The organism is Candidatus Poribacteria bacterium (assembly GCA_016866785.1).
In the GTDB taxonomy this organism is placed as follows: Bacteria; Poribacteria; WGA-4E.
Genome location: VGLH01000060.1, coordinates 1 through 24,357 on the forward strand (window position 1 = coordinate 1; position 24,357 = coordinate 24,357).

The 24,357-nt window shown below is 66.0% G+C and carries 22 protein-coding genes and 1 tRNA gene; 19 read left to right on the forward strand and 4 right to left on the reverse strand.

What is annotated here, in order from left to right:
• The 4 genes from FJZ36_10235 to FJZ36_10250 all read left to right on the forward strand — a co-directional run.
• On the forward strand, positions 1–1,124 hold a 1,124-nt coding region (locus FJZ36_10235), incomplete at its 5' end, for a hypothetical protein (protein ID MBM3215278.1).
• Between the two features lie 15 nt (positions 1,125–1,139).
• Positions 1,140–1,394, forward strand: coding sequence for a hypothetical protein (locus FJZ36_10240; GenBank protein ID MBM3215279.1), 255 nt, complete (start codon positions 1,140–1,142; stop codon positions 1,392–1,394).
• Between the two features lie 11 nt (positions 1,395–1,405).
• Positions 1,406–4,510 carry a DNA polymerase III subunit alpha gene (locus FJZ36_10245; protein ID MBM3215280.1) on the forward strand — a complete coding sequence of 1,035 codons (3,105 nt, stop codon included), beginning with the start codon at positions 1,406–1,408 and terminating at the stop codon, positions 4,508–4,510.
• A gap of 66 nt (positions 4,511–4,576) precedes the next feature.
• Positions 4,577–4,900 carry a transposase gene (locus tag FJZ36_10250; GenBank protein ID MBM3215281.1) on the forward strand — a complete coding sequence of 108 codons (324 nt, stop codon included), beginning with the start codon at positions 4,577–4,579 and terminating at the stop codon, positions 4,898–4,900.
• Between the two features lie 160 nt (positions 4,901–5,060).
• Here FJZ36_10250 and FJZ36_10255 read toward each other — a convergent pair whose 3' ends face one another.
• Positions 5,061–6,101, reverse strand: a complete 1,041-nt coding sequence (locus FJZ36_10255; GenBank protein ID MBM3215282.1) for a hypothetical protein — start codon at positions 6,099–6,101, stop codon at positions 5,061–5,063.
• 107 nt (positions 6,102–6,208) lie between these two features.
• Here FJZ36_10255 and FJZ36_10260 point away from each other — a divergent pair, with 107 nt between their 5' ends.
• The 8 genes from FJZ36_10260 to FJZ36_10295 all read left to right on the forward strand — a co-directional run bounded on the left by FJZ36_10260 (position 6,209) and on the right by FJZ36_10295 (position 12,068).
• Entirely contained in the window at positions 6,209–6,550 is a 342-nt protein-coding gene (locus FJZ36_10260) for a helix-turn-helix domain-containing protein (protein ID MBM3215283.1), read from the forward strand.
• The gene (locus FJZ36_10265; protein MBM3215284.1) at positions 6,547–8,559 is read left to right on the forward strand and encodes a DUF3631 domain-containing protein; all 2,013 of its coding nucleotides are present in this window, start codon (positions 6,547–6,549) and stop codon (positions 8,557–8,559) included. The genes FJZ36_10260 and FJZ36_10265 overlap by 4 nt, the downstream gene beginning before the upstream one ends.
• 11 nt (positions 8,560–8,570) lie before the next feature.
• Entirely contained in the window at positions 8,571–9,605 is a 1,035-nt protein-coding gene (locus tag FJZ36_10270; protein ID MBM3215285.1) for a toprim domain-containing protein, read from the forward strand.
• Between the two features lie 4 nt (positions 9,606–9,609).
• Positions 9,610–9,939 (forward strand): hypothetical protein, encoded by a 330-nt coding sequence (locus FJZ36_10275; protein ID MBM3215286.1) that lies wholly within the window; start codon positions 9,610–9,612, stop codon positions 9,937–9,939.
• Positions 9,914–10,546 carry a hypothetical protein gene (locus FJZ36_10280; protein MBM3215287.1) on the forward strand — a complete coding sequence of 211 codons (633 nt, stop codon included), beginning with the start codon at positions 9,914–9,916 and terminating at the stop codon, positions 10,544–10,546. Before FJZ36_10275 ends, FJZ36_10280 begins: the two co-directional genes overlap by 26 nt.
• Positions 10,547–10,623: 77 nt before the next feature.
• Positions 10,624–10,833 carry a helix-turn-helix domain-containing protein gene (locus FJZ36_10285; GenBank protein MBM3215288.1) on the forward strand — a complete coding sequence of 70 codons (210 nt, stop codon included), beginning with the start codon at positions 10,624–10,626 and terminating at the stop codon, positions 10,831–10,833.
• A gap of 32 nt (positions 10,834–10,865) precedes the next feature.
• A tRNA-Arg gene (locus tag FJZ36_10290) sits at positions 10,866–10,941 on the forward strand.
• 50 nt (positions 10,942–10,991) lie between these two features.
• On the forward strand, positions 10,992–12,068 hold the full coding sequence (locus FJZ36_10295; GenBank protein MBM3215289.1) for a hypothetical protein: 1,077 nt from the start codon (positions 10,992–10,994) through the stop codon (positions 12,066–12,068).
• An 81-nt stretch (positions 12,069–12,149) separates the two neighbouring features.
• On the opposite strand, the gene FJZ36_10300 is transcribed toward FJZ36_10295, so the two are convergent.
• A complete protein-coding gene (locus tag FJZ36_10300) occupies positions 12,150–13,502 on the reverse strand; it encodes a glycoside hydrolase family 32 protein (GenBank protein MBM3215290.1) in 1,353 nt (450 codons plus the stop codon).
• Between the two features lie 266 nt (positions 13,503–13,768).
• On the opposite strand from FJZ36_10300, the gene FJZ36_10305 reads away from it, so the two are divergent.
• Positions 13,769–14,749 (forward strand): DUF1565 domain-containing protein, encoded by a 981-nt coding sequence (locus FJZ36_10305; GenBank protein ID MBM3215291.1) that lies wholly within the window; start codon positions 13,769–13,771, stop codon positions 14,747–14,749.
• A gap of 19 nt (positions 14,750–14,768) precedes the next feature.
• Positions 14,769–15,263: a ribonuclease HI gene (gene rnhA, locus FJZ36_10310; GenBank protein ID MBM3215292.1), complete on the forward strand. Its 495-nt coding sequence runs from the start codon at positions 14,769–14,771 to the stop codon at positions 15,261–15,263.
• A gap of 82 nt (positions 15,264–15,345) precedes the next feature.
• On the opposite strand, the gene FJZ36_10315 is transcribed toward rnhA, so the two are convergent.
• The gene (locus FJZ36_10315) at positions 15,346–16,383 is read right to left on the reverse strand and encodes a Gfo/Idh/MocA family oxidoreductase (GenBank protein ID MBM3215293.1); all 1,038 of its coding nucleotides are present in this window, start codon (positions 16,381–16,383) and stop codon (positions 15,346–15,348) included.
• A 386-nt stretch (positions 16,384–16,769) separates the two neighbouring features.
• On the opposite strand from FJZ36_10315, the gene FJZ36_10320 reads away from it, so the two are divergent.
• From FJZ36_10320 to FJZ36_10340, 5 genes are all read left to right on the forward strand, one after another.
• Positions 16,770–17,825, forward strand: a complete 1,056-nt coding sequence (locus FJZ36_10320) for a hypothetical protein (GenBank protein MBM3215294.1) — start codon at positions 16,770–16,772, stop codon at positions 17,823–17,825.
• A gap of 50 nt (positions 17,826–17,875) precedes the next feature.
• Positions 17,876–18,652, forward strand: a complete 777-nt coding sequence (locus FJZ36_10325) for a phytanoyl-CoA dioxygenase family protein (GenBank protein ID MBM3215295.1) — start codon at positions 17,876–17,878, stop codon at positions 18,650–18,652.
• Between the two features lie 53 nt (positions 18,653–18,705).
• Positions 18,706–21,120, forward strand: coding sequence for a DUF1592 domain-containing protein (locus FJZ36_10330; GenBank protein MBM3215296.1), 2,415 nt, complete (start codon positions 18,706–18,708; stop codon positions 21,118–21,120).
• Between the two features lie 114 nt (positions 21,121–21,234).
• Entirely contained in the window at positions 21,235–22,575 is a 1,341-nt protein-coding gene (locus tag FJZ36_10335; protein MBM3215297.1) for a DUF1552 domain-containing protein, read from the forward strand.
• Between the two features lie 25 nt (positions 22,576–22,600).
• Positions 22,601–23,740 (forward strand): mandelate racemase/muconate lactonizing enzyme family protein, encoded by a 1,140-nt coding sequence (locus tag FJZ36_10340; protein ID MBM3215298.1) that lies wholly within the window; start codon positions 22,601–22,603, stop codon positions 23,738–23,740.
• An 8-nt stretch (positions 23,741–23,748) separates the two neighbouring features.
• Here the strand turns inward: FJZ36_10340 and FJZ36_10345 are convergent, their stop codons facing one another.
• Positions 23,749–24,357 (reverse strand): tetratricopeptide repeat protein, encoded by a 609-nt coding sequence (locus tag FJZ36_10345; protein MBM3215299.1) that lies wholly within the window; start codon positions 24,355–24,357, stop codon positions 23,749–23,751.

Genomic DNA, 24,357 nt, shown 5'->3' on the forward strand with positions numbered 1-24,357 from the left:
CGCGCGACGACGCCGTTCTCGACGCATCGGAGGAGGTCCTTCGGAAGGGCGTTACCCTCGGAATGCCCCTGCGGCGTGCGCTTCGGCTAGCTCCGGCGGTCGTTTCCGACGAGAACCCTGTCCAGTGCCGGGAGTTGGCGCAGAGGGTGTGGGATATCGCTGCCGCCCATACGCCGCTCGTTGAGACGCTGGACTACCACAAGGGCTTCGTAGACCTGACTGGGTGTCTCCGCAAAGGCGAGACGCTGAGAGAGCGAGCGGAGACCATCCGCGAAGGGATACGCTCAGCGACGGGCTTGGAAACGCGCATCGGCGGGGGATCGTGCCCGCTCATCGCCCAGACGGCTCTACGCAAGCCGCCTAACGGGATCGTCCTGACTGCCGACGAGGAGCTCCCCTTCCGCGCGAGTATTCCGCTTTCCAAATGCCCGTCGATTCCCACTCCTCTGGTGGAACAGTGCGACCGCCTGGGTATCCGCACGCTGGGGGATGTCGCTCACCTGCCGATGGCGCGGTTCCTCGGCATCGTCGGGAAAAACGACGGCTGGGCGGTCTATCAGACCGCCAAGGGCAAAACGACGCGGCGGATCCACCCGAACTATCCGCCCCGGTCGCTCTTCGTCTCCCAGTCGTTCGCTCCGCCCACGGATCAGGAGCCCCGGCTCGTCGCGCTCCTACAGCGGCTCTGCAGAACCTCCTATCGCCGTCTGCGCGGTGAAAGGCGACGCCCCGCCGAGATCGCCCTCTCGCTCCGTTTCGCCGACGGGGAACGACGCGATGGAGGCTCCCGCTTTCCACGCGCCGAGCTCTCCGAATTGGCGATCTCCCACCGCGCGGGACGTCTTTGGGGCGAGCTCTGGCAGGGCGAGGAGGTGGAGCGCATCGCACTCGTATGCCGCGAGCTGTCGGGCTGGGACGACGAACAAGGGGCGCTCTGGGGGAACCCCGACAAAGAGCGCGAACGCAAGACGGCGAAGGCAATGGAGATGACCCGCGCGCGGTTCGGAAGCCGCTCCTTGTCTATCCTGAGCGACGAGAGCGCTCCGCATCATCTCCAACCGCTGCGTTTCGCCGAACGGATCTGGGAGAGCAACGGGCTCTGTCCCGTGGGAACCGGCTGGTAGGGAGAAAAGCCAGCGATGAGCAAGCGCGTCGAGACGGAGATCGACGTGGACGCGCCGGACGGCGTTCCAACGGCTCTCCGGTTCTCTTCAGGCGCCTCCTACTCCGTCGCCGTCATCGACACGTGGGTCGAGACGGGCATCTGGTGGCACGGAGAGAGCCCGAAGCGCTTCTATCGCCTCGAGGGAACGCGAACCGCGTCGAAAGGGCTTTTCGTCGTCTATCGCGACGAGGTATCGGGCGCGTGGCATCTGTATCGCGTCTTCGACTGAGTCTCGATTGAGTGGAGAGCCGCGCCGTGTCCTTCGCTCATCTTCACGTCCACAGCCCGTTCAGTTTCCTCGACGGCGCGACGACCATCCCCCACCTCGTCCGAAGGGCATCCGAGCTGGGTATGCCCGCGCTCGCTCTGACAGATCACAACATGGTCGCCGGAGCGGTGCGTCACCTGAAAGCCTGCGAACAGTCGGGCATTCAGCCCATCCTCGGCTCCGAAGTCACTCTGGACGACGGTTCCCATCTGACACTTCTGGCGCAGAACGCCAGCGGATACGCGAACCTCTGCCGACTGCTGACGCGCTCCCATCTGGACCACGAGCGAGGGTCGCCATCGCTCGCATGGAAGGCGCTCGACGCCAACACGCAGGACCTGATCTGCCTGACCGGCTGCCGGCGGGGAGCTCTTTCCAGAGCCGTCGCGCGGCGTGACGAGCCAGGCGCAGGGAACATCATCGGACGCCTGCTGGGGCTCTTCGGCAGAGAGCGGCTGTTTGTCGAACTGCAACGCACCGGGCTTCCCGGCGACCGCATGGTGGATGCCGCGCTCCGTGAACTGGCTCGCCGACACTGCCTGCCCGTCGTCGCGACGAACAACGTCCACCATCTCGCGCCGGACGACTTCCGTACGCACGATATCCTGACCTGCATCCGCGTCGGATGCCGTATCGACGAACCTCATCCCGACCGGAATATCAACGCGGAACGCTACCTGAAGCCGCCCGACGAGATGGAACGCGCCTTCAATGATTGCCCGGAAGCGGTGCGGAACACGCTGCGGATCGCGTCCATGTGCGAGACCTACTCCCTCGGCGGGAGAGCCTACATGCCGCGCTATCCGGGGCTCTATTCGGGACAGGACGCCCCCCGCGTCTTGACGATGAAGGTCTACGCCGGAGCGCGGGAACGCTACGGGACGCTCAGCGACGCGCTTCGAGCTCGCATCGAGCACGAGCTCCAGACGATCATCGCGCTCGATTTCGCCGAGTACTTCCTGATCTTCACGGACGTGGTGGACGTCGCCAAGCAAAAGGGGATCCGCTTCGCCGGGAGAGGGTCTGCGGCGGATTCCGTCGTCGCCTACTGCCTCTACCTGACGAACGTGGACGCATTCGGACGGAACCATCGGTTCGAGCGGTTCATCAGTCACGAGCGCGCTCACAGCCTTCCGGACGTCGATCTCGACTTCGACGCCCGGTACCGGGAGCGGATCGCAGACTATGTCCTGGAGACCTACGGACAGGATCACGCCGCCGCCGTCGCCGCGTTCCACTGCTACCGCGCGCGCGGCACGGTGCGCGACGTCGGCAAGGTGTTCGGATTCCGCGAGAGCGAACTCCACGTCCTGGCGAAGCGGATTCCCATGTTCGCCAGCGCGGACGATATCGAGGCGCTGCTGGACCGCTATCCCGAAGTCCGCGCCCTGAACATCCCGCGCAAACGCTTCGAGCTGCTCTTCGACCTCTGCGGCAGGATCGCGGAGCACCCGCGCCATATCTTGACCCATGCCAGCGGCATCATCGTGACAGGCCCCCCGATCGCCGAGATCGCTCCTCTCCAGGAATCCGCGAAGGGCTGCAACATCATTCCCTTCGACAAGGTCGATGTCGAGGACATGGGGCTCGTCAAGTTCGACTTCCTCCATCTGCGCATGCTCGGAGCCGTCGAAGACACGATGCGGCACATGGAGCGGATCGCTGTCCTCAACGACACGGAACCCCTCGTGTTCGAGCGCATTCCCCTCGACGATGCGAAGACCTATCGACTGGTTCAGACCGGCGAAACCGCCGGAGCCTTCCAGATCGAGAGTCCAGCGCAGCGTGTCCTCCAAAGCCGGCTCATGGCGAGCACCATCGAGGACATCGTCCACAGCGTCGCGGCTATCCGTCCCGGTCCCCTCAAGGGCGAGATGGTGGAGCCCTGGGTGCGCCGAAAGCTGGGCATCCAGCCGGTGGACTACCTACTGCCGGAGCTCCGCCCGATCCTGGAACGCACCTACGGCGTCGTGCTCTTTCAGGAGCAGGTCATCGACATCTGCGTCGCCATCGCAGGGTTCACCCCCGGCGAGGCGGACATCCTCCGGCGAGCGATGACACACAAACGCACACGCGAGGAGATGGAGAACCTCGGAAAGATGTTCGTCTCCAAGACGATCGCGCGGGGATACTCTCAAGAGACCGCCGAGACGATCTTCGAATGGGTCAGCGCCTACGGCGGCTACGGGTTCTGCGAAGGACACGCCGCCGCGTTCGGCGACACGGCGTATCGGACGGCGTACCTGCTGACGCACCATCCCGCCGAATTCTACTGCGGACTCCTGAACAACCAGCCGATGGGCTGTTGGCCCCCCTACATCCTCGTGACGGAAGCGAAGCGGCGAGGCATCGACATTCTCCCGCTCGATGTGAACCTGAGCCGAGACGAGTTCACCTCATCGGATCGGTGGATCCGCACCGGATGGCGCGCAACGCGGAAGCTCCGCGAGGAGACGCGGGACCGCATGGCGGAAGAGCGGCATCGGCGCGACTTCGAGAGCGTCGTGGACTTCGCGGCGCGCGTGCGACCTGCACGGGATGAGTTGGAGAACCTCGTCATGGCAGGAGCCTTCGAGCGTCTGCATCCCAATCGCCGCGCGCTGCTGTGGGCGTTGGCGGAGGGACGCATCCCCGTCGCCGGCGACGACCCCCTTGGCTTGGGTACGCCTGTTCTCTCCTTGCCCCATGTCGAGCCCTTCTCCGATCGCGCGCTGTGCACGATAGAGTTCCGCTCGCTGGGGTTCAGCCCGAATTGGCACCCGCTCGACTTCCTGCGCGAGAGCCTCGATGCGCAGGGCGTTCTCACCTGCATGGAGGCGAAGAGGAAGGAAGGCTGCGTCCGAGTCGCCGGGGTTCCCGTCCAGCCCCATCGTCCTCCGACGCGGTCGGGCAAGGTGGTCGTCTTCCTGACGTTGAGCGACGAGACGGGTCTGCTGGACACGACGGTCTTCGACCGAGTCTACCAGCGGTCCGGCGCGGTGCTCTTTACGGAGGGTATCGTCATCATCGAAGGCAGGATGACGCGCGACAGAGGGCTCAGCCTCATCGCGGAGCGCATTTGCTCCGCCCTGCGATAGCCATACTCCAGCCGCCCCAGTCCACACCCACGTCGCTAACGTCTAAGAGTCTATCTCAACCAGCGAATGGGACCTGGCGATAGGCTCGCTGAGACCGTTCGCCTAGGAGCCTATCGCGTGAGAACCAACGAGAGTGCCAAGCCGGAACCGACGATCTGGGCGGCTCCCGACGACGTGTGGGAGATCATCGAGGAGATTCTGAGCCGCGAGTATCCTCGACGTCGGCAAGACCGCAAGCGCGTGCCGCTTCGCCCGGTGTTGGACGGGGTTGTCTACAAGCTGCGCACCGGCTGTCAGTGGAATCGAATCCCCAAGGAATACGGCGACGACAGCACGATCCATCGCCATTTCCAGGCGTGGTGCGCGTGTTCGGCGCCGACGGGAGAGTGAGAGGCGCGCTTCCGTAGTCCAGGCGCAGGCGAGGCGCGTCCTGCCCTATCCGATTGACAACGAGAGGGCGGGACTCCGGCGGCGGTCGTTTGAGCCCCTACCTATCTGCCTGGCAGATAGGCGCTCCGTACGTTTCCGCATCGGGCGCGTCGCCAACGAGCTAGACGCGCGTTTCGATTTCGCTGCGTTCGACCACGACGCGCAACTCCCCGCCTTGGGAAACCCCCCTCCGCGCCTTTCGACCCGTCCACGTATCGAGCCAAAGCAGAAGGTCGCCGAACGCAACGTGATGCTCGCAACGCTTGTCGGTTCCCTTCGGGAGCGATACGAACGGGTGGTCTTTCTTTGAACGGCGAATCCTCTGCCTCATCGCGGGAACCGAGACGCCTGCGACCGTGGCGGCGTCGGGAAGCGATAGCATCATGTCGCCGATATACCCGTCCTCAATGCCCTTGTCCCGCCAAGACTGCAACTCGCTTGCGGTTCGCGGTGGCGCGCCGATAGGGAACGTCCCGACGGGCGCGATGGCGAACTCGTGGACGGTCACAGGCAGCGTAAGCCAACCCGCAGGGGCGCGGAGATAGACGACTCGACCTTCAAGCGCGGCGTTGGCAACGGCGGCGTTCAAGTCGGTCACGGCGTCGGCGACTCGGCTCCCAATCGTCTTGGCGCGCTCTCGTTCACGAACGAGTCGTTCAAGTCGCGACGCGATGAAGGTGAGTCGCTCCGCCACGTCGGTCGGGAGCGGGGCGGTCAGTTCTGTAAAGAAGCCTTCCGTGCGCGCTCTCCTCGCGCATTCAGCCACCGCCGGACGAAGCGCGTCCGGGGTTGCCTTGTCCCGGAGCAATGCGGCGACGGCTGCGGTCAGAAGGTTCATCCGGCGGATGGCTTCGCGCCTATCTGCCGCGTTCGCGGCGTAGGCAGGTGGTTCGCGGCGGTTCGCAAAGAACATGGGGCGCGGGTTCAAGGCGTCGTCGCACGCGCGGAGGTACCGCATCGTCGGGGCAGCTTCGCGCGACGTTCCGCATTGCGCCGTCCAGCGGGGTGGGTGGTAGTCGCGCATCGCGGCTTCAACGCGGGCTTTCTTCGCGCGGACGGCGGCGCGGACGGCGGCGACCGAGGGACGCTTGCCGGATTCGAGGGCGAGCCGGTCGGCGACACGTTCGACAAGCTCCACGAACTCGTCTTGTAGATTATTCATAGCACGCCCACTTTTTTCATCGTCCCGATCCTTATGCATGGTTACAGGGCTAACCGTCTCCCTGTGCGGGATGGACGCGCCCCGTTGGGTGACGGTATTCCGCGAAGATGACCCCCGTAGCGCGACGAGTGCGAACAAGACCTTGTCGCTACGCGCGGCGTAGCGTATCGCTATGGTATACTCCGCGTGAACGTTGGGCAATGGACAATCAAGGAGCGCAAAACATGGAACGAATAACCTTGAGAGAGGCGCGCGAGCAGCGGGGCTTGACGGCTCTTCAGCTCGCCGCGTCGGCAGGGGTGACGCCCTACACGGTTTCGCTCATCACTGGGGGGCGGCTTCTCCCGTCCATAGCGCAGGCGCGCAAGCTCGCGCGCGCGCTCGGCGTCGAGCCGTCCGAGGTCGTGGAGCTTGCCGGGGCGGTCGGGCAGGGCGGGGACCAAAGATGACCGACGACCTGATGCGCGCCGAGTGCTCCGCCGGCGACGACCCGCTCCGTCCGCTCCGCGATCTGCCCGCCGACGCCGACGTGGAGCGGATCGAAGCGGCGTTGCGGGCGGTTGCCGGCGCGAACGGGCAGGGGGACGCGCTGGCGCGCGAGACTCTCCGGGAGCGACTTATCGCCGAGCTCAAACGCCGCAAATGCGGAAGCCCCGCCCGACTCGTGGATGCGGCGCTCGGAGAGGATGTGGGCGGCAAATCCGGCGAGCCGGACGGTCTGCAAGGGCAAGCCGTGGTTCTCGACGCGCCGCAACCGTCATCGGAACCGGTGGACGGCGCGAAACTGCTCGACGAGCTGGTCGAGACGGCACGGCGGTTCGTCCATTTCGAGAGCGACGCGGGGGCGGACACGACCGCTTTGTGGATCGCTTTCACCTATACAGTGGGCGCGGCGAGCATCTCCCCGCGACTAGCGGTCACGTCGCCGACGCGGCGGTGCGGCAAAACGACGCTGTTATCGTTCATCGGCGCGCTCGCTTTGAAGCCCCTTCCGACATCGAACACGACGACGGCGGCGGTGTTTCGGAGCATCGAGCAATTGCATCCAACGCTGCTGATTGATGAAATGGATACGTTCTTGAACGACGACAGCACGCTGCACGGCATCTTGAACGCCGGGCACGCGCGGGCAAACGCTTTCGTCCTGCGGACGGTGGGAGACAATCACGAACCCCGTCGGTTCGACGTGTGGGCCGCGACTTGCGTCGCCAAGATCGGGACTTTGCCGAGCACGCTCGCCGACCGGGCCATCGAAGTCCGGATGGGGCGCAAGCCGAAGGGCGTGGCGGTCGAGCGTTGGCGGATTGATCGGTCGGGGCACTTCGAGCCGCTGCGCTCGCGTCTGATGCGTTGGTCGAACGACCATCTCCACGCGCTGCGGGACGCCGACCCGGAGGTTCCGAGCGCGCTGCACGACAGAGCGGCGGACAACTGGAGGGTACTGCTTAGCATCGCCGACGAGGTGGGGGGCGACTGGCCCGAGCGCGCCCGGCGCGCGGCGCTGGCGCTGTCGGGCGCGGCGTTGGACGAGGACGACTTCCTTGAGGCATTGCTCAGGGACATCTTCGCGGCATTCAAGAGGGCGGACGAGGACGACGCGCCGCTCGACGTGGGCGGCGGACGCGTCGAACGCCTTCCCACGCCCCGACTAATCCAACTCCTACGTGAACTCCCGGAATCGCGCTGGGTAGACTACGCGCGCGGAAACGGGCTGACCCCCGCGCGGCTTGCGGTACTTCTTCGACGCTTCGACATCCATCCGAAGCAGCTGTGGGTCGATGGTGTGAACTGTCGAGGGTACGAGCGCAGCGACTTCGTCGAGGCTTGGGGGCAGTATCTTGGCGCGCAGCCCGAAATCCCCGCACCGCATCCGCTAGGGACGCTAGGATCCCCGCAAACACTGGGCGCAAGGCCTGTTTCGGATCCGCTAGGAGTGGCTTCGCCTAGCGGATCCGAAACTCCCGCAGAGCCGCATGAACACAGGGATCCTAGCGGGCTAGCGGGTAGAAACCCCCCGGAAGGAGCTTTGCGCGGTATAAGGGCGTCTGCCGACCAAGGCGACCCCCTGGGGCGGGCGGCGTTCGACGCCTCCATCGTGCGTCCGACCGATGAGGAAGTGGCGGAGGCTGCAAGCTTGTTTTCCGGTTCTCTCGCCGACGCGGATGCCCTTGTTGACGAAGCTGTGGGCTCCGCGCTCGCGCGAATGCCCAACCTCGCCGCGAAAACGGAGCGCAAAATCCGCGAAACGGCGGACTGGCTGGGGAGGCTGCTCGACCGCGCGGGTAAGAATGGTATCCCGCATGAAGTTGCCTACGGCACGAACGTCAGCATCGGCGTGCTGGACGCGGCGAGGCGGCGCATCGGCGCGGCGGTCGTCGCCGGGCGGTGGTTTGCCGCCAGAGCCGATCCTTTCGCGCCGGGGAGCTCCGGGGACGGGCAGCCGTCCCGGTTCAACTGAGGGGCGCGGTCATGGCGGACGACCTGATCGGCGTTCTGGCGGCGGACGGCGTCATGCTCCGCCCGAAGGGCAAGGAGCTCGTCGGAGGATGCCCCTTCTGCCGCGCCGGCGACGACCGCTTCCTCGTGGACGCGGGAAAGGGACTTTGGTGGTGCAGAAAATGTCGGTACGGCGGAAACGTCGTCGGATACCTGCAACAGCGGCACGGGATCGATGCGGCGGAAGCGCGGCGGCGGCTCGGCATGTCGTCGAACCCGACCCGACCAATCCGACCAGCGACGCCGGATCCGCCCCGCGAGGAATGGCAGGACGCCGCGCGGAGGTTCGTGGACGCGGCGGCGGCGAAGCTTTGGGACGGAGACGACCCGCGCCCGCTCGATTATCTCCGGGGGCGCAGGTTCACGGACGACACAATCCGCCAGGCGCGTCTCGGTTTGAATCCGACGGAGCGACGAGAGAAGCGCCCGCCCTGGATGGCGCCGGGCGGGGACATCTGGATTCCGCGCGGCATCGTCATCCCGGTTGAGGTCGATGGCGCGCTCTGGGCGGCGCAGATTCGACGCGCGGCGGGCGAGCCGAAGTACGTCACAGTCACGGGCTCCCGCCTCGCGCCGCACGGGATCGACGGCGTGGAGCCCGGCAAGCCGGCGATGCTCGTCGAGGGAGTTTTCGACATGCTGGCGGTTCGACAGGCGGCAGGCGACTTGGTGGTTCCGGTTGCGACGCTCGGCGCGTCGTCGTGCCTGCGCCCGCTCTGGACGGCGCGCCTGCTCCACACGAGGACGATCCTGCTGGCGTTCGACGCGGACGAAGCCGGCGAAACGGCGGCGGCGCGCTGGCGGTGCGTCTTGCCGCACGTCTTGCCGCACGCGCGGCGGTGGCGACCGTTCCGCGCGAAGGACACCGGCGACATGCTCCGCGAGGGGGGCGACGTCCTCGTACGCCGGTGGGCGGAGGTTGGAATCGAAAGCGCCCTGTCTGCCTGCCCGCGCGAATCATTGGGCGTGCGCGCCGACACGGGCGGCGGGGCAAGCGATTCGGAGTAACACAATGGCGTGGGAGCGCCGCAACGGACGCGGGCACTATTACACTCGTTCTTTACGTGTGGGGAAGCGCGTCGTCCGGCAATACATTGGCGCGGGGGCGCTCGCCGAAGCGATGGCGGCGCTGGACGCAGCAGAGCGGAGAACCCGCGCAACGGAGCGGGAACGATGGCGACGCTGCAAGGCTCGGTACGACGCCCTTGACGCACAAGCAGCGGAGGGGTTTCGCCAGACGAGCACGATGATTCGTGGTCTGCTGGCGCTGGACGGCTATCACCAGCATCACCGAGGGGAGTGGAGGCGCAAACGTGGTGCGAAAGGCAAGGACGAGTCCTAGCGACGCGATCGCCTGCCCGGACTTCCAGGCGTGGGAACAGCGAGTGGCTCAACTCGCCGAGGAGGTGCGCGCGGGCGACGAGAGCGCCCGCGCCCGGCTCCGGGCGGCGCTCGAAGAGCAGCGCAAGAGGGTTGAGCGAATGGACTGGGAGGGACACCTGCGGAGGCTCGTGGTGAGCCGGTTCGATGCGGGCGTTGCCGAAGGTCTGCTGATGAGAGCGAAAGCCCTTGAGCGCGAACTGCTTTCGACGAGCCCGTCGCTGATAGAACGGCTGCTCGTGGAACGAGTCGTCACGTGTTGGCTGCACGTCCACACGATGGAGACACGCTCTGCCGGGAAGCACGCCGAAGGGCTGACGATAGAGATGGCGGTCTACTGGCAGAAAGCGGTGGACAGGGCGCAAAGGCGCTATCTATCGGCTGCCCGGTCTTTGGCGTATGTGGGTCGCCTGCTGCGACTACCGCCGGTGCAGGTGAACATCGCCGTTGTGGGAGAAAGCGCCCTCCGGGTTGAGAGCGCGACGCCCCAACCCATGGAGGGGGACGAGAAGAAGGGTCTTGGACCCGGACAACCCAGACCTGGCGGAGAAGAAGGCGATGGCAAGTGAGGAAAGTCTGACTGGCGAGCGGCATCGGGTGATACGGACATGCGCTCCACGCCAGGCGACACAGAGGAGCATGAACGATGGACAGTGAGTCCTTACAGGCGGGAAGCGACCGGCTACTGAGCGTCCGCGAGGTTGCCGCTCTGTTGAACGTCCAGCCGAAGACGATTTATCATTGGACGCAGGCGGGCGGGTTCCCGTACGTGAAGGTCGGGAGGCTGCTGCGGTTCCATCGCGCAGACGTGCTGCGATGGGTCGAAAAGACCACCTATCGCCCGCGCGAACGGTGAGTTTGGGCAAGAGTTTGGCAAGCATGCCCAGAAAACCCGCGCCATAACTGGGCGTGCACGTGACTACGGATCATGAGGTCGGGAGTTCAAATCTCTCCGGGCGCGCCACTCCTTCGCATAGCCTCACATCGAACGCCTCGTAGTTCGAGTGTCGGCTTCTGCCCTGCCGCCGTGTCTGTCGGGAAGGCGCTCAGGTGAGCGTCCGCGAGCGCGCCGTCATCTCTTCTGAGCTCCTGACGCTCCTCCACGAAGCCTACGGGCTCCGATGGTCCGGCGAGCCCGTCGATCTGGGCGGCTCCGTCAATCTGAACCTACGCGTGGACGCGAACGATGGCGCACACGTGGTCCGCGTGTACTGCCCATGGACGACACCGGAACGCGCAGCGGGCATGCGGCTGGCTAAGGAGCGCATCGCCCAGGCAGGCATACCCATCGCACGGCCTCGACGAACCCTGGACGGGGAACCATTCGCCGTACTGAGCGACCGAATCGTCGAAGTCGAGGCATACGTCGACGGCGAGCCGATGGACACGTGGGATCGGCTCCTCCATGGGGTCAAAGCGCTTGCGCAGATCCATGACGCGATGCGCGGTCTGACCGTCCACAGCGACGCCGGGACCGCGCCCTATGCGAACTACATGCGGGTCGAGGACGTCGAGAACCGGGTGCGCGAAGCGGTTGAGCGGACACGGCGGGAAGCGCGCGATGCGGATGAACTCCTGCTGGCGACGCGCGCGTTGTGGCTTTGCGGCGAGCTGGAGGCGGCGCAACCTGCGTCGGTCCGAGCCCTGCCCCGCCAGCTCGCGCACGGAGACTTCTGGGACAACAACGTGCTCTTCCGGGACAGCCAGCTCGTCGCCGTTCTCGACTTCGACTTCATGGGCGAACGGGCGCGGATCGAGGACATCGCGCTCATCCTCTGTTACACGTTCACGAGCGAGCGATTCCGCGCGGAGAACTCGCCTGCGCGCCGCATGTCCCGGCTTCGAGAACTGGTCGATACCTACGACACGTCGCTGCAGGAATCACTGACGAACGCCGAGCGCACGGCGCTCCCGTATGCGCTCGTGAGGAACGCGTTCGCGCCGTTCTGCCATCTCTGGCGCGTCGGCGACCCGGGCGACCGCCGCCGGTACGCGCGGGCGATGCTCCAAGAGATCGAGTGGCTGTCGGAGATACTCGCCGACACGACGAGTTGGGAACGACTGTTCGCACTGGGAAAGTCGTGTGGCTGACCTACGCCCGCGCCCGACGCCTTGAGGAACGGGTAGGAAGGCGATGGCAGATCGACATGACGCGCGGCGACGCGTCGATGATCACCAGATCGAACGGAGCGTACGGACCGACAGTTCGCGGAACCGGGCTCCCTCGTCCCCGCCGTGTAGCGCCAGGCTGTAATCTGCTGCCTCCGGCAGATAGCAGAACGACATCGACACCTCGCCGTCGTTGCCGAAGAGCTCCAGCGATGTCCGGTCGATCAGGGCCCGCAGCCTGACGCGCCCGTCAATGGCGCGGATCGGAGCCGTTCGGTTCAGGCACGAGAGCGTCCCCTCGCTCATGTTGCACGTCACGAGGTGCCCGCGCACCTCGACGGCGAAGGAGCTTCCCGATGCCGCGTCAACCTCCAGCGACACGTCGAACAGGTCGCCGGATTTGGCGAGAACGCGTCGTTCCCGCGCCGACAGCGACACGTCCGTCCATGCGTGTGCCTCGTCGTAGAGCGCCGCGATCTCCCGCACCGGTTCCCGGCAAAGCCTGATCCCCACTGGGAGCGTTCGCAGCGTGAGCTCGACGGGATAGGACATCTGCTGGTTGAACGGCATCGCGGGGTACTTGCCGCCCGCCATCCACGAAATCTGGATGCGACGCCCATCCGCCGACGGGATGTCGCTCCACGTCTGAGCCGCATAGCCGTTCGCGCCCTGCTCCGCGTGGAGAACATCCGTCTCCGGCGCGAACATCCTGCCGTCGAACCGACCGATCAGATACCCGCCATTGCCGCCCCAGAACACCCATCGCGTGTTCGTAGGATCGCCGTCGACCGGTAGCTCGAACAGGTCGGGGCACTCCGAGACCCCCGGCAGCGTCAGGTCGTGGAGATGCTGCCACGCCTTGAGATCCGTTGAGCCATAGAGCGTGTAGTCGTTGCCATCGAGGAACAGCGCCATGATCCACCGCCGCGACGGTTCGTGCCAGACGACCTTCGGATCGCGGTTCTGCGCGCGGATGTGACCCAAGACGGGGTTCCCGTCGTATTTCGTCCAGGTGCGACCTCGGTCGTTGCTGAACGCGATCCCTTGGACGCACAGCTTCGGCGGATGGATCCGCGTATCGCCAACCGTGTAGAACGCGACCAGCGGCGGAACTCCTCCCGTCCCGAACCCGGACGTGTTCCCGTGGTCCACAACCGCCGAGCCCGACCACATCCAGCCCATGTCGTCGATATCCAGCGCGGCGTGGTGGAGTTGCCGCCAGTGCGTCAGGTCGGTACTGACGGCGTGCCCCCATGTGTTGGGTCCATGTCGCAGGCTGCCCGGCGTGTGCTGGAAGAACAGATGGTACTCGCCGTCCCAGTAGACGAGTCCGTTCGGATCGTTCATCCAGTCCCGCTGCGGCGTGAAGTGGAACTGCGGGCGGTGCGTCTCGCGGTAAAGCTGATCGTCAGGCATGGGTGGGCTCCATCAGAGCACGGAAGCAGAACTGCCAGACAGTATGAGGGCACCACGCGTCCTGTCAACGCGCGACGAAGACGCCGAGATGCTCTGCGCGACGCATCCGATTCCGTCTTTGGGATGGCGGATCCATCCGCTATGATCCATGTACCGCCGCGACAAGCCGATCCTCGCGCGGAGCGAGTCGGGGGCTCGTAGACCGGTGGGCTCCGGTGTCGAGGCGCTGCCGGCATGCCGCAGCGCGCGTTGGAGAGGAGAGCCTCATGGCACATCGATCCTCCGAGTTGTTTCGAGGGTTGAACGCACGGCGGATCCGCCGCATCGCATCTCGATGGGCGGCGGGAATGGCGTTCGGCATCGTCTGGGCGTGTGCCGTGTCGGGAGTGCAAGCGTCGACATATCGGGTTCCTGAGGAGTTCCTGACGCCTCAGGCGGCGATGCAGCGAGCCCAGGCGGGCGACACGATCCGCGTCGGCGACGGGATCTACGAAGGCGAGCTCGCGGTAAAGCCCGGCGTTACAATCGAGGGCGCCGGCAGCGGAACCGTGTTCCGACAGGGAATGACGGTGCGGGGCGCAGCGGGCGTCGTGCTGCGCGGGTTCCGACTGCAGGGCGGGACGAACCAGCACCACTTTGGGATCGTTTGCGAGAAGGCTGACGTGACGGTCGAGAACGTCACCGTCGACGGCTATCACCACGGCATCGGCGCGGAGGACTCCACCCTCGCCGTGCGCGGGATATCGATCCGCGACGCGTTCAACGCAGGCATTCTGCTGACCAACTCATCCGCGTCGATCCAGGACGCGAGCGTCACCGACGGCGCGGGCAACGGGCTGATCGTGAGCGAGTCGGACCGGCTCGTCCGGATCGCGCGGGTTGTCATCGCCGGCAACGGTCTGACGGGCATCCGGGTCTCCAACGCCCGCGTCCACGTGCGCGACAGCCGGATCGTGGACAATGGTCTCGGCGTGTCCATCGAGAGCGGAACCGCCGACTTCGGGACACGGGCTCAGCCCGGCGGGAACGCGATCTTCGGGAACCGCGTCGCAGACCTGGATTCCCAGGTTGGCGGGATCGAGGCTCGCGGGAACTTCTGGGGCTCGTCGTCGCAGCCGCGCCGCGACCGCGTCTCGCCGAACGCGCTTGTCGAGCCATGGCTGTCGCGCGATCCAGCGGACGGCCTCGCGGTGGGTGGGCGCGACCTGGCGGCGGTGCGATGGGGATCGCTGAGAGCGCAGCGCTGACGTTGGAGGGACACGACTTCTGAAGCATGTAACCATCTACACGGACGGAGGGTGCGATCCGAATCCCGGAAGGGGCGGCTACGGGATCGTCCTTCTATACGGAGCAGCGCGCAAAGAGCTATCCGGGACGTTCGCCGAATCGACGAACAACCGCATGGAGCTCTTCGCGGCGATCCGGGCGCTGGAAGCCCTCAAGGAGCCCTGCCGCGTCACGCTGCACAGCGACTCGGAGTACCTCGTCAACGCGATGAAGCAGGGATGGGCCCGCCGCTGGCGCGCCAGGAACTGGCGGCGCGGCAAGAACGAGCCCGTGGCGAACCCCGACCTGTGGAGCCGACTGCTCGATCTCTGCGGCAAGCACGAAGTCGAGTTCGCTTGGCTGCGCGGACACGACGGGAACGCCGAGAACGAACGATGCGACGAACTCTGCGCCGAAGCCCGCGCGATGCCCGACCCGCCCGTCGACGAGGGGTACACGTCAGCAATCGAGGAAGCCCGCCTGGAGCTGTCCTGAGCGCCATAGGCGGCGCGATGTCCTACCTGAGCGCTTTGCCTGCCCAGGTTCCCAACATACGACCATCGGTTCCCAGGAACCATCAGGACGGGAGATCGACACGGACGTTCCCGCGACGATGGGATTCGAGGAACCCGAGCATGATGGTGACCGCCTTCCGAGCTTCGCGACCCGACGAGACCGGCTCGCCGTCATCGCGGAGGAGACTCAGAAGCTCCTCGACGGCCCCCGCCCACTTGTGGCGGACGTACTCCTCTGACGGCAGGAGCTCGGACGACGTCGCAGAACGGTGGAGCGTCGCGCCCGTGTCGCGAACGACGAGTTTACCCTTCGCGCCGAGAAGATCGGCGCCGAAGTCGGCAGGTTGGTGCTTCGTCCCGTTGTAGACGGCGCGGACTCCGTTCTCATACCCGACGAACCCGAAGACCCCCGGTTCCAGTTCCGCCGTGCGGCCGCCGTCGCCGCGATAGGTGTCGTAGTCGCCGTACTCCGCGTCGTTGACCGCCCAGACCCAGGCGGGCGTCGACTCCGCGAAGAAGCTGAGAAGGTCAACGAGGTGGGTTCCATTGCGGAAGAGCATCGCGCGGGGCCCGCCGAGCACTCCGACGATCTGGCGGAGTTCGCCCACGGCTCCGTCGCGCACACGATCCCTCGCCATGTGGTAAGTCGCCGACCATCGACGAGTGTGATCGACCGACAGGATCGTTCCGTGGTTCTCACACGCGGCGATCATCCGGTCGGCGTCTTCGAGGGTCGTCGCGAGCGGTTTCTCGCAGAAGATGGCGCGAACGCCGCGTTCGGCTGCACCGACGACGATGTCTGCGTGGCGATGGTCGGAAGTCGCGACACTGAGGATGTCGAGCTCGTGGGCGTCCAGCAACGCGCGGTAATCCGTGTAGGCGCGAATGCCCTGCCAGCGCCCGTTCCAGTCGCTGAGAAAGCGGTTTGTCGTCGCCTCGACCAGATCACAGACCGCGACGACTTCGATCTCCTCGAACAGCGCGTACGCCGATGCGTGAGACTCCGGCATCCGCTGGCGGAACGGCCGACCAGCCGCCCCGACGACGGGCGATTCGGCAATCCCCGAGCACCCGACGATCCCGACTCGGTATCGTTCCATCGTCGTCCTCCTTGCCACGGTCACGTATGAACCGCACGCTTGAACCGGACGTGTGAACCGGATGGCGCGACCGGTTCATCGCCGCCTGGGTCAGAACCAGCACTGCCGCGCCGAATCCTGGTTCGCCCGCGCCAATGAAGCTCCGTGCGACAGAGCCGCCTCATACTGGGTTCGCATCGGTGGCTATCCTAGCATGGCGACGATACGCTCTGGCAATGTCGTGCACGCATCGACAGAGCCACCCCATGCGCTGCCACAGAGCCCTACCCCATATCTCGACGGATGCACGTTGACATCTGACGCACGTGGCGACGACACTCGCTGAGTGCATGGATACAGGCTGAATGGTTCGAGACATACTGTTTGGCAACCCAGGGGAACGCGCAATGACACTGGCTCGGAGCGTCGGGGTGATCGCCGCGCTCGTCCTAAGCGTCGCGACGCTGAGCGCCAGCGCGGAAGATGCCGCGCCTACGTCCAAGGTTTCCGGCTACGGCTATCTGGACTACTTCAACAACGTCGCCCATCCCGACCCGGACAGCGAAGGCTTGGACGGCTTTCGGATGCGACGGCTCTACCTGACCTACGACTACAGCAACGGCGCGGCGTACAAGGCACGCGTGCGGCTGGAGTCGAACGACGGATCGCTTTTCCTCCAGCCGGACGCGGTCAGCGGCGCGAAGTCCAACCCCGACAAGTCGCTGCCGTCGGTGTTCGTCAAGGACGCCTATCTGCAGTGGAAGATCGAGTCCGCCGCCGTCGCGTCGATCCATCCGAGCATCATCGCCGGCATTCAACCGACGCCAGCGTTCAGCGGGATCGAAGAGGATGCGTGGAAGTACCGCGCCCTCGAGAAGACGCCGCTCGACCTACGCGGCATCGCCTCGTCGCGCGACATGGGCATCTCGATCCGAGGGGACCTCGACAAGGCGCTCGGAGTGAAGGGTTTCGGCTACTGGCTCATGGTCGGCAACGACTCGACCAAGCCGGAAACCAACAAGCAGCAGCGTTTCTACGGTCTGGCGACGTATCAGCGCCGGGGGCTCGCCGCAGAGGCGTTCGCGGACTGGCGTCAGCGACCCAACGACGGGTCCCAGAACACGGTGAAGGTCACCGGCGGGTACGGGACGGAGCGCGCCGGGCTGTACGCGACGCTGTTCCAGCAGTGGGCGCGCGTCGACGCCTCGGCTCCATCGCACCGGGCTTCGGGCGTCTCGGTCTTCGGGCGGTACGCGATCTCGAAGGCGATCGAGCTGGTGGGGCGCGGCGATGTCTTCGATCCCGACCGGGACGCTAACGACGACGCGCGTACGCTGATCCTTGGCGGCGTCGCGTACCGTCCGTTCGCGCAACTCCACGTGATCCCGAACGTCGTGGTCGAGCGCGACGGCTCGGACGATCCAGCGGCGACGGCGCGACTGACGTTCTGGTTCCAGTTCTAGCTGTGGGTCGCGCTGTTCCAGCCGGGCAAGTTGGGACGAGGAGGGATCACATGCCGTTGCTGACCGAATCGGAGATCGCGTTCTTCCGCATCACGGGCTACGTCATCCGGCGCGGGGTCGTCGAGCCGGAGCTCATTGCCCGCTGTCGAGACCGCGTCTGGGCAAACATCCCGGAGTCGCCCGACCGTCCCGATGAGTGGCAGAGCGGCAAGCACTTCAGCAGCTACTCCGGCGAGTATCCGTGGGCGCGGACGGGCCCCATGCAGGAGCTCGCGGAGCACGAATCGCTCGCGGGCGTCGCGCGTCAACTGCTCGGCGATGATCTGCACCCTATCCGCGCGGGGTCGATCCTGCTGCGGTTCCCGTCGCGCGGCGAACCCTACAACCCGCCGACGGTCGGGCATCTGGACAACACCTGCGGACACTCGTTCAACACGATCACGCTGCTGGACACGGTGCTGCCTCGCGGCGGCGGGTTCACCGTCTGGCCCGGCAGCCACCGGATGTGCCACGAGTACTTCCGTCACCACGACGTCCGCGCTCCGCTCCAGGGCGGTTTGCTCCCTTGGGAGTACGGCACGGGGATCGAGTTCACCGGCGAACCCGGCGACGTCTGCTACATCCACCCGTGGATGATCCACACGGTCGGGCACAACGTGAACCGGACGCTGCGGATGGTCGCGCAGAACGGCTACTTCCGCCGGACACTCAGAGAGGACTACGATACAATCCCGGAAGACCTCTGGTGGTTCTGGGACGGCATGAAGGACATCGAACGCCGGATGCGCGCCGAAGGGCGCGACTGGCGGCTCGACGCGCGAACCTGACGCCGTCACCGGTGACGGCATCGAGAGGAACCCGACGACTGGGAGGCTGAACGGTGCGTCTTGCCATCCGAATCCTGCTCGTCTGCGCGGCGGCGGTTGCCGTCGGCTGCTCGTCGGCAGCCGTGAAGCCGAACTTCGCCGAAGCGGGTCAGCCGCTGGTCGCCAAGTACTGCGTGAGTTGTCACGGCGGGAGGATGCCCGCCGCCGGGCTGGCGCTTGACAAGTCCCACGACGGGGAGCCAGAGGCGGCTTCCATCGCGCGCTGGGAGAAGGTCGCGAAGATGGTGCGCGGCAGGATCATGCCGCCGGAGGGTTCTCCGAAGCCGAGTCCGGACGAGGTCGCCGCCTTCATCGGACGGATGGACGCCGCGTTCGCTCACGCGGATCGGCAGGCGAAGCCGGACCCAGGGCGCGTCACGATGCGGCGGCTGAACCGAGTCGAATACCGGAACACCATCCGCGACCTGATCGGCGTCGACTTCGATCCGACGGAGACCTTCCCATCGGACGACATCGGGTACGGGTTCGACAACATCGGCGACGTGCTGACGCTGTCGCCCGCGCTGATGGAGCGCTACCTGGCGGCGGCGGAGAGCATCGCTTTCCGCGCCATCACGCCGGAACCTCCTCCGGTTCCCAAGCGACGCATCAACGCACTACACGCCGAACCCGCGTCCAACGAGATCGACAGCGTTCTCGAGGACGGATGGCGTCGCGTGGCGAGCGACGGCACGAAGCCCATCGAGACCGGGCCCCTCAACGCGCAAGTGCCGTTCGAGGACGTCGGGGAGTACATCTTCCGTGCACGGCTCTACGCAAAGAGCGCTCCGCCGGTTCGCGTCGCGGTGCTCGTCCAGGGGCAGAACCTTCCAAGTTCTTCGTCAGACGAGGAGCTCTCGGCGCTTGTCGGCGATGTGAGCCGTCCGGCGCTGATCCTCGGAACGTTCGAGGTCCGTGCCTCGAACCGGGATGCCGCCGAGATGCTCGAGCTCCCGTTGGCTCCGATGCCCGGGCGCGACCGCATCTTTCTGGCGTTGGCTAAGCCGTCGAGCGAGGAGCCGCCGGCGCAGGTCGTCGTCGACTATGTCGCGCTGGAGGGACCGCTCGACACGCGGCCGGAGAGCCACAAGACGCTTCTCGCCTGTTCGCCGGACAAGCCGCAGGGCGAGCAAATCCGCGAGGTATTGTCGCGGTTCCTGCGCCGAGCGTACCGTCGGCCGCCGACCGCCGAAGAGCTCGAACGCGCCGCATCGGCGGTCGATGGTGTCGTCGCGGACGGAAGAAAGTGGGAGGCGGGTATCCAACTCGTCGTGCAAGCGACGCTCTGCTCGCCGAAGTTCCTGTTCCGCGTCGAGCTGGACGACAGGACGGCATCGCCCGGACCGCAGGCGCTCGATGAGTTCCCGCTCGCATCGCGGCTCTCCTACTTCCTGTGGAGCTCGATGCCCGACGACGAGTTGCTCGACCTGGCGGAGCGGAACCAGCTCAGCGCGAACCTCGAAGCCCAGACGCGCCGGATGTTGGCGGATCCGAAGTCCAAGGCGTTCGTCGAGAACTTCGCGCTCCAGTGGCTCCAGGTTCGACGCATACAGACGATAGCGCCGGACGCGTCGCTGTTCCCGAGCTTCAATGACCGGCTCAGGGAGGCGATGCTCCAGGAAACGGCGCTGTTCTTCGAGTCGATCCTGCGCGAAGACCGGAGCGTTCTCGACCTCATCGACGCGGACTACACGTTCCTGAACGAACCCTTGGCTCGGCACTACGGCATCGCCGACACGAAGGGAACATGGGTCGGGCAGGAGCCCGTGGAGCCCGGCGGCGAGCCGATCAAGGGTCCGGAGTTCCGTCGCGTGTCCCTTCAGGGCAGACAGCGCGGAGGCTTACTGACGCAGGCGAGCGTCCTTGCCGTCACGTCGAACCCCACGCGCACGTCTCCCGTCAAGCGGGGACGCTGGGCGTTGGAGCAGATTCTGGGGGCTCCGCCGCCTCCGCCTCCGCCCGACGTTCCAGAGCTCGCCGAGGATCAACAGGCGGTCACTAGCGGATCGCTGCGCGAGCGGATGGAGATCCATCGTCGGAACCCCGCGTGCGCCAACTGCCACAAGGACATGGATGCCATCGGCTTCGCATTCGAGAACTACGATGCCATCGGGGCGTACCGCGAGAAGGACGGGGCGTTCGAGATCGACCCATCGGGCGTGCTGGTCGATGGGACGGCGTTCCAGGGAGCCGAGGAGCTCAAGCAGGTCATCCTGGGGCGCAGAGACCTGTTCGCCCGCTGCCTGGCGGAGAAGATGCTGACCTACGCACTGGGGAGAGGACCGGAGCGTTCGGATCGCCCCTACATCGACGGGATCGTGTCCCGACTGGCGGAGCAAGACTACCGGTTCTCGGCGCTCGTGACTGCCATCGTCGCGAGCGATCCGTTCCGCAAGCGGCGCGGAGCCGAGACGGTCGTTGCCGATTGACGTCGCAGTCGTCCGCGCGGATCGGAGCCCATCCATGTTCCGCCAGCGTTATGCTTCAGGGTAGAATGGAGTTCGTTGGGAGAGCTCTGCGCAGCCGAACCGAGGTGACCTGAGATGTCTCTGACCAAACCGATCTCGCGACGGACGATGCTTCGTGGAATGGGCGCGGCGATGTTTCTGCCGTGGCTCGAGGCGATGGGCCCGCTGCGGTCGTGGGCGGCGTCGCCGACCTCCGGCGTGCCAGCACCGAACCGCATGGCGTTCGTCTACGTGCCCAACGGCAAGAACATGGCAGACTGGACGCCCAGAGGTGAAGCGTACGGGTTCGACCTTCCAGCGATCCTGCAGCCGCTCGCGGGCGTTCGGAGCAAGCTCTCGGTTCTCACGGGTCTGACGGCGGACAAGGCGCGCCCTCACGGCGACGGCGGCGGCGATCACGCCCGCGCAATGGCGGCGTTCCTTACCGGAGCTCAGCCGCGCAAGACGGACGGCGCGGCGATCCGAGCCGGCATCTCGGTCGATCAGGTGGCGGCGGCGGAGATCGGGCACCTGACGCGACTGCCGTCGCTGGAGATCGGCTGCGAGCAGGGATCGATGGCGGGCAACTGCGACTCGGGCTATAGCTGTGTCTACTCGTCCACGATGTCCTGGCGGTCGGGCACCCAGCCGCTGCCGAAGGAAGTGAACCCCAAGCTGGTGTTCGAGCGGATGTTCGGCACGGGGGCGGATTCGGCTCGCGTCGAGCGCGACGCGCGTCGGCGAAGCATCCTCGACTACGTGATGGACGACTCGAAGGCTCTGTCGCATCGGCTCGGATCGAGCGACAACCGGAAGCTGGACGAGTACTTCGCGTCGGTGCGAGACATCGAGACGCGGATGGATCGCGCGGAGAAGCTGCCGACGGTTCAGACGCCCGACTACGCGGTTCCCGCCGGCGTTCCCGCTGACTACCAGGAGCACATCCGCCTGATGTGCGACATGATGGTGCTGGCGTTCCAGACGGACGTGACGCGCGTTGTCACCTTCGTCGTCGCGAACGAGGGGAGCAACCGGGCGTATCCCTTCATCGAAGTGCCGGAGGGGCATCACGACCTGTCGCACCACGCCGGCGACGAGTCGAAGAAGGCGAAGATCCGACAGATCAATACCTTCCATACGGGGAACCTAGCGTATCTGCTCGAACGCCTCGACTCCGTTGCGGAAGGCGACGGGACGCTGCTCGACCACGCGATGGTGGTCTATGGCAGCGGCAACTCCGATGGCAACCGCCACAATCACGACGATCTGCCGATCCTGCTGGCGGGCGGCGGTTGTGGGACGCTGACTCCGGGCCGCCATCTGCGCTACCCGAACGAGACTCCGCTCAACAACCTCTGGCTCGCCATGCTCAACCGGATGGACATCGAGGTTGCGCAGCTCGGAGATAGCACGGGCGAGCTTCCCAACTTGAGCTGAGCGCGCTCTGCCGACGGGATGATCCATGCGCGTGACAGGCGTGACACCGCATCTCGTCGATTCGGGCGGCGGCAAGAACTGGCTCTTCGTCAAGGTCGATACCGACGAGGGCCTGCACGGTTGGGGCGAGTGCTACACCCAGACCGACCGCGACCGCTCCATCGCCGTGATGGTCGAGGAGCTGGGGCGCTACCTGATCGGCTGGAACCCCTTCCACATCCGCCGGTTCACCCACATCGCCTACTGCGACTTCGCGTCCAAGCGCGGGTCGATGGACTTCTACTGCGCCGTCAGCGGGTTGGAGCAGGCGCTGTGGGACATCGTCGGCAAGGCGCTGAACACGCCGGTCTACAACCTGCTGGGCGGGCCCGTCCACGACCGAATCCGGGTCTACGCAAACGGCTGGGGAGGCCATACCTACGGCGACACGGCGGCGCAACGGTGCGCGGACGCGGCGCGCCAAGTCGTGGAACGCGGGTTCACGGCGTTGAAGTTCGATCCGTTTCCGGGACCCTGGCGCGAGTACATCCGTCGCGACGACGAGGACGCGGCCGTCACGTGCGTTCGCGCGGTCAGGGAGGCGGTCGGAGACGACGTGGACATCCTCATCGAGGCGCATCGCCGTCTCGCGCCGATGCACGCCGTTCGCGTTGCTGAGGCGATGGCGGAGTACCGCCCGTTCTGGTACGAGGAGCCGGTGTCATCGAAGAACGTCGATGCCCTCGCCGAAGTCCGGCGGCGGATCGCCATACCGGTCGTGACGGGCGAGGAGCTCTACACGAAGGCGGAGTTCCGCGAGGTGTTCGAGCGCCAGGCGGCTGACATCCTGAACCCTGACGTCTGCAACTGCGGCGGCATCTTGGAGCTCAAGGAGATCGCGGCGATGGCGGAGCCGTACTACGTCGCCGTGTCGCCGCACAACTACAACAGCACGACCGTCGGGCTCGCCGCGACGCTCCAGGCGAGCGCCGTCATGCCCAACTTCCTCATCACCGAGTACTTCGTGAACTTCGAGGAACGCGGGATTGCCATTGCGCGCGAGCCGCTGCGCGTCGAAGACGGCTACATCGCACTGCCGACGACGCCGGGCATCGGCATCGACCTCGACGAAGAGGCGCTGAGGCGGTTCCCGTACCGTCAGAGGCAGAAGCGCTCGCTGACGTGAGAGCCCGGTCACTCCTCTGAGGCGCCTGCTGAACGCAGCCGGGCGACGATGTCGCGGAGGGCAACCAGCGGCGGCTCCTCGCCATCGCGCGCCGTGCGCCACGCGGCGCTGAATGCCTGTTCGCCCATGGCGCCCATGACGATGGCGAGGTTGTGTTGGATCTGAACGGCGACGCGCATGCCGTGTTCCGACGCGATGGCGAGCGCCCTGGCGAACCATGCGACGGACTCGTCCGGACGGTCCTGGCGGCATCGGAGCACGCCGATTTGCGCCAGCGTGTTGACCATTAGCGGCGGATGTTCCTGCCGCTCGTAGGTTTCCAGCGCCTTGCGATACCACGCCTCCGCCTCGTCGAAGCGCTGTCGCTCCTCGGCGATGATGCCCAACTGGTGGTAGTCGGACGCCGCGTCACGCTCCAACCCCAGCCGCTCGAAGATTTTCAGCGCCTTGCGATACCACGCCTCCGCCTGGTCGAAGCGCTGTCGCTCCTGGGCGATGATGCCCAACTGGTGGTAGTCGTCCGCCGCGTCACGCTCCAACCCCAGCCGCTCGAAGATTTCCAGCGCCTTGCGATACCACGCCTCCGCCTCGTCGAAGCGCTGTCGCTCCTCGGCGAT

What these genes read in the sequence shown, in the direction of transcription:
- FJZ36_10240 (MBM3215279.1), top strand. Translation starts at nt 1,140, where the DNA reads ATGAGCAAGCGCGTCGAGACGGAGATCGACGTGGACGCGCCGGACGGC.
- FJZ36_10305 (MBM3215291.1), top strand. Translation starts at nt 13,769, where the DNA reads ATGGCACATCGATCCTCCGAGTTGTTTCGAGGGTTGAACGCACGGCGG.
- FJZ36_10300 (MBM3215290.1), bottom strand. Translation starts at nt 13,502, where the DNA reads ATGCCTGACGATCAGCTTTACCGCGAGACGCACCGCCCGCAGTTCCAC.
- FJZ36_10335 (MBM3215297.1), top strand. Translation starts at nt 21,235, where the DNA reads ATGTCTCTGACCAAACCGATCTCGCGACGGACGATGCTTCGTGGAATG.
- FJZ36_10325 (MBM3215295.1), top strand. Translation starts at nt 17,876, where the DNA reads ATGCCGTTGCTGACCGAATCGGAGATCGCGTTCTTCCGCATCACGGGC.
- FJZ36_10275 (MBM3215286.1), top strand. Translation starts at nt 9,610, where the DNA reads ATGGCGTGGGAGCGCCGCAACGGACGCGGGCACTATTACACTCGTTCT.
- FJZ36_10285 (MBM3215288.1), top strand. Translation starts at nt 10,624, where the DNA reads ATGGACAGTGAGTCCTTACAGGCGGGAAGCGACCGGCTACTGAGCGTC.
- FJZ36_10250 (MBM3215281.1), top strand. Translation starts at nt 4,577, where the DNA reads ATGGGACCTGGCGATAGGCTCGCTGAGACCGTTCGCCTAGGAGCCTAT.
- FJZ36_10340 (MBM3215298.1), top strand. Translation starts at nt 22,601, where the DNA reads ATGCGCGTGACAGGCGTGACACCGCATCTCGTCGATTCGGGCGGCGGC.
- FJZ36_10260 (MBM3215283.1), top strand. Translation starts at nt 6,209, where the DNA reads ATGACCCCCGTAGCGCGACGAGTGCGAACAAGACCTTGTCGCTACGCG.
- FJZ36_10270 (MBM3215285.1), top strand. Translation starts at nt 8,571, where the DNA reads ATGGCGGACGACCTGATCGGCGTTCTGGCGGCGGACGGCGTCATGCTC.
- FJZ36_10255 (MBM3215282.1), bottom strand. Translation starts at nt 6,101, where the DNA reads ATGAATAATCTACAAGACGAGTTCGTGGAGCTTGTCGAACGTGTCGCC.
- FJZ36_10320 (MBM3215294.1), top strand. Translation starts at nt 16,770, where the DNA reads ATGACACTGGCTCGGAGCGTCGGGGTGATCGCCGCGCTCGTCCTAAGC.
- FJZ36_10315 (MBM3215293.1), bottom strand. Translation starts at nt 16,383, where the DNA reads ATGGAACGATACCGAGTCGGGATCGTCGGGTGCTCGGGGATTGCCGAA.
- FJZ36_10265 (MBM3215284.1), top strand. Translation starts at nt 6,547, where the DNA reads ATGACCGACGACCTGATGCGCGCCGAGTGCTCCGCCGGCGACGACCCG.